The 5,500-nt window shown below is 40.0% G+C and carries 4 protein-coding genes and 1 pseudogene; 2 read left to right on the top strand and 3 right to left on the bottom strand.

Going from position 1 to position 5,500, the window contains the following annotated elements:
• Both uvrA and ACJMMI_RS07355 read left to right on the top strand, forming a co-directional pair.
• Positions 1-2,471, top strand: a 2,471-nt coding sequence (uvrA, locus tag ACJMMI_RS07360; protein ID WP_405354619.1) for an excinuclease ABC subunit UvrA, incomplete at its 5' end; no start/stop codon positions are given.
• Positions 2,472-3,249: 778 nt separating this feature from the next.
• A complete protein-coding gene (locus ACJMMI_RS07355; protein ID WP_405354617.1) occupies positions 3,250-3,738 on the top strand; it encodes a DUF2798 domain-containing protein in 489 nt (162 codons plus the stop codon).
• Between the two features lie 52 nt (positions 3,739-3,790).
• Here ACJMMI_RS07355 and ACJMMI_RS07350 read toward each other — a convergent pair whose 3' ends face one another.
• The 3 genes and pseudogenes from ACJMMI_RS07350 to ACJMMI_RS07340 all read right to left on the bottom strand — a co-directional run.
• Positions 3,791-4,675, bottom strand: coding sequence for a radical SAM protein (locus tag ACJMMI_RS07350; RefSeq protein ID WP_405354616.1), 885 nt, complete (start codon positions 4,673-4,675; stop codon positions 3,791-3,793).
• A gap of 9 nt (positions 4,676-4,684) precedes the next feature.
• Complete coding sequence (locus ACJMMI_RS07345) at positions 4,685-4,924, bottom strand: hypothetical protein (RefSeq protein WP_405354614.1); 240 nt, start codon at positions 4,922-4,924, stop codon at positions 4,685-4,687.
• A gap of 23 nt (positions 4,925-4,947) precedes the next feature.
• Positions 4,948-5,500 (bottom strand): annotated as a pseudogene (locus ACJMMI_RS07340) (DNA polymerase IV); the annotation flags it as partial.

Here is a 5,500-nt window from a genome sequence, read left to right as displayed (position 1 = left end):
CGCATTGCCCCGTTTGTGGCAGAGAAATCCGTCAGCAGACAGTTGACCAGATTGTTGATAAGATACTTTCGTATGACGAGGGTACTAAAATTCAGATTTTAGCACCTGTTGTGCGTGGCAGAAAGGGCGAACATGTAAAGGTACTTGAAAGTGCAAGAAAGTCGGGCTTTGCAAGAGTGAGAGCAGATGGAATTGTATATGACCTTTCAGAAAAAATTCCGCTTGAGAAAAACAAAAAGCATAATATAGAAATTATTGTTGACCGACTTGTAATTAAGCCGGAGATTGCCTCAAGACTTTCAGACAGCATTGAAACCGCATCAAAGCTTTCTGACGGCATTATTCTTGTTAATATTGTCGGCGGTGACGATGTAATGTTTTCTCAGAAATATTCCTGCCCTGACCATGGTATCAGTATTGAGGACTTAACTCCAAGAATGTTTTCGTTTAACAATCCGTTCGGTGCGTGTCCTAAATGTACAGGTCTTGGCGTATTTTTAAAGATTGACGAAAACAAAATTATTCCAGATATGAGCAAAAGTGTGCGACAAGGTGGTATCAAGGGAAGCGGCTGGGCAATGGAGGGCAGCTCTATTGCGGCTATGTACTTTGAAGCACTCGCCGAAAAATATGATTTTTCACTTGACGCTCCGCTTTCTGAGCTTTCACCGGAGGTTATAAAAATTCTGCTTTACGGCACAGGCGATGAAACCGTAACTATTCACCGCAAGTCTGTTTACGGAAGCGGTACTTATGAGCAGAAATTTGAGGGAATTATCAATAACCTTGAAAGACGCTACAAAGACACATCAAGCAACTGGATCAAAGAAGAAATTCAGACCTATATGTCAGAAATTCATTGTGATGAATGTAACGGCGACAGACTTTCAAAGGAGAGCCTTGCTGTTACCGTAGGAGGAATAAATATTGCTGATTTCTGCAAAAAGTCGGTTGTGTCTGCACTTGAATTTATTGATACCCTCGAATTTACGGAGAAAGAAAAAATAATTTCAGCTGAAATTATTAAAGAAATAAGAGAGAGACTCGGCTTTTTACAGCGTGTCGGTCTTGGTTATCTCACACTTTCTCGTTCTGCCGGCACGCTCAGCGGCGGTGAAAGTCAGCGAATCAGACTTGCCACTCAGATTGGCAGCAGCCTTATGGGTGTGCTTTATATCCTTGATGAGCCGAGTATCGGACTTCATCAGCGTGATAATGAAAAGCTTTTGAGCACATTAAAGCGACTTCGTGACCTTGGCAATACTGTAATTGTGGTTGAGCATGATGAAGATACAATGTATGCTGCCGATTGCATTGTCGATGTTGGCCCCGGTGCTGGTGTGCATGGCGGTGAAATTGTCTGCGTGGGTAATGTTGACGAAATCAAAGCCTGTGAAAAATCAATTACAGGTCAGTATTTAAGCCATAAAAGGATAATTCCTGTGCCTGAAAAACGCAGAGAGGGCAACGGCAACTTCATTGAAATTTTAGGTGCGGCTGAAAACAATCTTAAAAATATCAATGTAAAAATTCCGCTTGGCAAGCTTGTGTGCGTAACAGGTGTTTCGGGTTCGGGCAAAAGCTCGCTTATTAATGAAATTCTTTATAAAACACTCGCTCGTGATTTGAACAAAGCTAAGATTATTCCCGGTAAAAACAAGGGTATCAAAGGTATTGAATATCTCGACAAGGTTATTGATATTAACCAAAGCCCGATTGGCAGAACACCTCGTTCAAACCCTGCAACTTATACAGGCGTGTTTACTGATATTCGTGCATTGTTTGCTACCACGCAAGATGCTAAGATGAAAGGCTTTTCTCAGAGCAGATTTTCATTTAATGTTAAGGGCGGAAGATGCGAGGCTTGTCAGGGTGATGGTATTATCAAAATTGAAATGCACTTCCTGTCTGATGTTTATGTGCCTTGTGAGGTCTGTAAGGGAAAGAGATACAACAGAGAAACTCTTGAGGTCAAGTATAAGGGCAAGTCGATTAATGATGTGCTTGAGATGACAGCCGAAGAGGGAATGGAGTTCTTTGCGAATATCCCGAAGATTTACCGCAAGCTCAAAACACTTTGCGATGTAGGACTCGGATATATCAAAATTGGTCAGCCTGCAACCACACTTTCGGGCGGTGAAGCTCAGCGTGTAAAACTTGCCACAGAGCTTGCAAAACGACCGACAGGCAAGACTGTATATATTCTTGACGAACCGACAACAGGACTTCACATTGCCGATGTTCACCGTCTTATTGATGTTCTGCAAAAGCTTGTTGACACCGGCAACACAGTTGTTGTTATTGAGCATAATCTTGACCTTATCAAGACTGCCGACCATATAATTGACCTCGGCCCTGAGGGCGGAGATATGGGCGGAACTATCATTGCACAGGGTACTCCCGAAGAAGTTGCCCGTAATGAAAAATCATTTACAGGTCAGTATTTAAAGCCGTTTTTAAATATGGATTAAAATGATTTGTTTTTATGTTGAGAGATATTTATAAATTATGGTTTTTATTACGAGAAGATAGTTTGCAAAGTAATAATTTTCTTGTTCCCGACAATAACTTAGTAACAGTCGGGAGTTAAAAGCTTTAAGATTGCCTATGCTTTCTGCTCGGACAAAGAAATTTAGGTCGAGCCTTTTTAAAGGCTCGTGGGTTTGGGCAACGCCCAAGAAAAGTTGTTTCCATTGCAATTTATAAGGCACAAACAGCGTTGCTGTTTGTGTGCTAAAGCAAAGTTTGTCAAAACAGGCGACAGCCTTTTAATAAGAAATAATTAATTTTTCATTATATAATGAATGGTTTTTCTTGTTGCTATTGCAAGTAAAAGGCTCACGCTGTTGTGTTAAACCGCCAAACAGCAGTCTGTTTGGCTATCGGACTTTGCTTTGGTTAAAAGCTTTGTGGGCTTTGCCCACACCCACAACTTTTAAAAAAGGTTGACCAAATTTTTATTTTCGAGTATAAAGTCTGTTATAATTCAAGCAGAAATTTCCCGACCGTTGTTAAACCATAATTTAGATAAAGTCCCATAAAATAAAAAGCAGATAATACCTAAGCTTTTAAGTATCATCTGCTTTGCATAAATTTTGATTTTTCCCTTGACATTCACTTTGATTTATGATAATATATTCAAGCTGATTTCAGCAAAAACAACATAATATGGTCTTATTGGAAACGCACATCCTCCGGATGATAACGAACAACACATAACATGTAAAGTTATCATAGGAGGATTTTATTATGCCAAAAACCAAACTTGAAGACGCAGTATTCACCGCCATAATGGCAACAATTATGGTCTATGGAATGATAGTGTACAATGTTGCACTCAACACCGGCAAAGTTGACGGTTCCACATTTCTTGCAGCCACACACGAGCTTATTTTTATGGCTCCTATAGCTTTCATTCTTGAATTCTTTGTAGTCGGCAAAATTGCCGCAAAGCTTGCTTTTACTGTAATGAAACCAACCGACAAACCGCAATTTATTACCTATGCAATTTCAATTTGCATTTGCTGCATTATGTGCCCAACAATGAGCCTTATTGCTACTTGTTTGTTTAAAACACCGTCATTCGGCACTTGGGTACAAACATGGGCGTTGAATTTTCCAATGGCTATTTGCTATCAGATGTTCTATTGCGGCCCGTTGGTTCGTCTTATTTTCAGAATTATTTTTCGCAGAGGTAAGAATAAAGAAAACAAGTCCGATTGCCACGCTGAAGAATAAATTTCATAATTGATTTTAAAGATATGCAGCATTTGCTGTGTATCTTTTTTGTTTATAGATAGTCGAAAAGGCTAAGCTGAAGATTCTGCTTTTCGTACTTGTTTTCGTATTCGTGCAGATACGAAAATACTCTGTCTGTACCGAACATAATGCCCTCTTTGCCACAAACATTTGCAATTCTTTGCATCAAAGGATTGCCGTTCGGACTTGCAACATCGTATGCGTTGTTGTAGGTTTTAATATATCGCTCTTTCATACCAGGAAAATGCCTGTCGAGCTGACTGTAAAAATATTCTCTGTCACCATTTCTTAGGGTAACACCAATACCAAAGCAGATAATGCCCTTAACACCTGACTTAATGCAATAATCAAGAAGTGCATCTATATTTTCCTTGGTATCATTTATAAATGGTAAAAACGGAGAAAGCCACACAACCGTTGGAATTTTTGCGTTGTGAAACTCCTTTAGCGTATGAACTCTTTTTGCGGTAGTCGAAACATTCGGTTCAATAACTTTGCAAAGCTTTTCATCGGCAGTTGTAAGAGTCATTTGCAGTACAGCTTTGCTCTTTTGGTTAATTCTTTGAAGAATATCAATATCACGCATAACGCTTGAAGATTTAGTGTGGACAGTAGCACCGAATGAATGTCTTTCAATGATTTCAAGACATTTTCTTGTAAGTCTTAACTCTTTTTCAAGTGGCATATATGGGTCACTCATAGCACCCGTACCCACCATACAAAGTTTTCGTTTAGATGCTAAGGCTTTTTCGAGAAGTTCCGGTGCATTTTCTTTTACCTCAATATCTTCAAATTTATGCTTAATTTGGTAGCAGTCGCTGCGTGCATCGCAGTAAATGCACCCGTGCTGACAGCCACGATATATATTAATGCCGTTTGTCTGGGATAAAATTCCCTTAGCTTTTACCTTGTGCATAATAACACCTCAATGTTGTTTTAATTCAACAAACCACTTGTTTTCCTCAAGGAAAATATATCTTTCCTTGCCTAAAATTCTACAGGTATAGCGTATGCCACAGCCGCCTGCCTTGAGTGATGAGGCGTAGCGTACATCTGATATGCGGTCAATTTTATAGCGTTTGTTATCGTCCCAGAATATATAGTCGGGTACAAGGCTGCCGTCACAGTCAAATGTTGCAGTAACCTTAACATATTTCTTGCACATAATAGCCTCCGATAAGCTTTATTTCACAGATAACCAACAGGGTGAATTGTGTGTTCGTCTTTAGGGTTAAAGGCAGACAAACCCCTGTCGGTTAAGAGTGACGCAGGGCGAACTATATAATTGCCGAAACGCTCTTTTAGTCTGTCTAAGGTTTTATCAAGCTTTTCTTCTGCAATTATTTTGCTTTCGTCCGAAAAAATATCCATTTGTCTTGGCAGATTGTTGTGTTCAAAATCAGTAACCGCCACACCTATACTCCTCAGCGGTTTTTTGCTGTCAAAGTTTGCTTTGAAAAGTGCCATAGCAGTCTTTGTAATGTCGCTTGTAAGGGAAGTGTAGTTGCTCAGAGTGTGTTGTCGTGTGATTGTATAAAGCCCCGTATCACGCATACTCACACACACAGTTTTGCCCACAAATCCTTGCTCACGCATTCTGCGGCACACGCTGTCGCACAGAACATAGGCAATTACCTTGATATCCTCAAGATTTTTTAAATCACGCACCGCTGTAGTTGAATTTCCGATAGATTTCACCTCGGAAAATTCGCCAATTTTTGCAACTGGGGAAGAGTCATAG

This window comes from Ruminococcus sp., assembly GCF_045129435.1.
GTDB lineage: Bacteria > Bacillota > Clostridia > Oscillospirales > Acutalibacteraceae > Ruminococcoides.
The sequence above is the reverse complement of the archived record's forward strand: the minus strand, read 5'-3'. Positions and strand labels throughout refer to the sequence as shown.